This window comes from Pantoea sp. Morm (assembly GCF_016643525.1).
Classification (GTDB): Bacteria; Pseudomonadota; Gammaproteobacteria; order Enterobacterales; family Enterobacteriaceae; genus Pantoea; species Pantoea dispersa.
This window is the reverse complement of sequence record NZ_VOQX01000263.1, coordinates 1-928: the sequence shown is the minus strand read 5'-3', so window position 1 is coordinate 928 and position 928 is coordinate 1. Positions and strand designations below refer to the sequence as shown.

General features: G+C 62.7%; 1 protein-coding gene. It reads left to right on the top strand.

The window, feature by feature from the left end:
• The coding region (gene ftsP / locus FT726_RS27425; RefSeq protein WP_346303861.1) for a cell division protein FtsP at positions 1-928 on the top strand (928 nt) is incomplete at both ends.

Genomic DNA, 928 nt, shown 5'->3' with positions numbered 1-928 from the left:
TACAGCGGCGACGATGTCAAACTGATTTACAGCAACCGCCTCAATGAACCGGTGGCGATGACCGTCAGCGGTTTGCAGGTGCCGGGCGCGCTGATGGGCGGTGCGCCGCGCATGATGTCCGCCGGCGTAGACTGGGCGCCGGTGCTGCCGATTCGTCAGGGCGCAGCCACGCTGTGGTATCACGCCAACACGCCAAATCGCATGGCGCCGCACGTCTATAACGGCCTGGCGGGGATGTGGCTGATCGAAGATGACATCAGCAAAGCGCTGCCGCTGCCGAAGCATTACGGCGTCGATGATTTCCCGCTGATTATTCAGGACAAGCGCCTCGATAACTTTGCCACGCCGGTTTATAACCCACCGTCGGACGGCGGGTTCCTCGGCGATACGCTGCTGGTTAACGGCGTGCAAAACCCGTATGTCGAAGTGTCGCGCGGCTGGGTACGTTTGCGCCTGCTGAATGCGGCCAATGCGCGCCGTTTCGATCTCAGCTTTAGCGACAACCGGCCGTTTACGGTGATCGCCAGCGATCAGGGCTTCCTGCCCGCGCCGGTAGCGGTGCAGACGCTGTCGCTCGCACCGGGCGAACGCCGCGAAGTGCTGGTGGACATGTCGCAGGGCGATGAAGTGTCGATCACCGCAGGCACGGCGGCAGGCATTATGGATCGTCTGCGCGGGCTGTTTGAGCCGTCATCGATCCTGACCAATACGCTGGTGCTGACGCTGCGTCCAACCGGCCTGCTGCCGCTGGTGACCGACAACCTGCCGATGCGCCTGCTGGCGGATCAGATTCTTGATGGCGTGGCGGTGCGCACGCGTGAATTCCGCCTCGGCGACGGTACGCCGGGGATTAACGGTGTGCTGTGGGACATGCATCGCATCGATACGACGGTGCAGCAGGGCACCTTTGAGCGCTGGATCATTCACG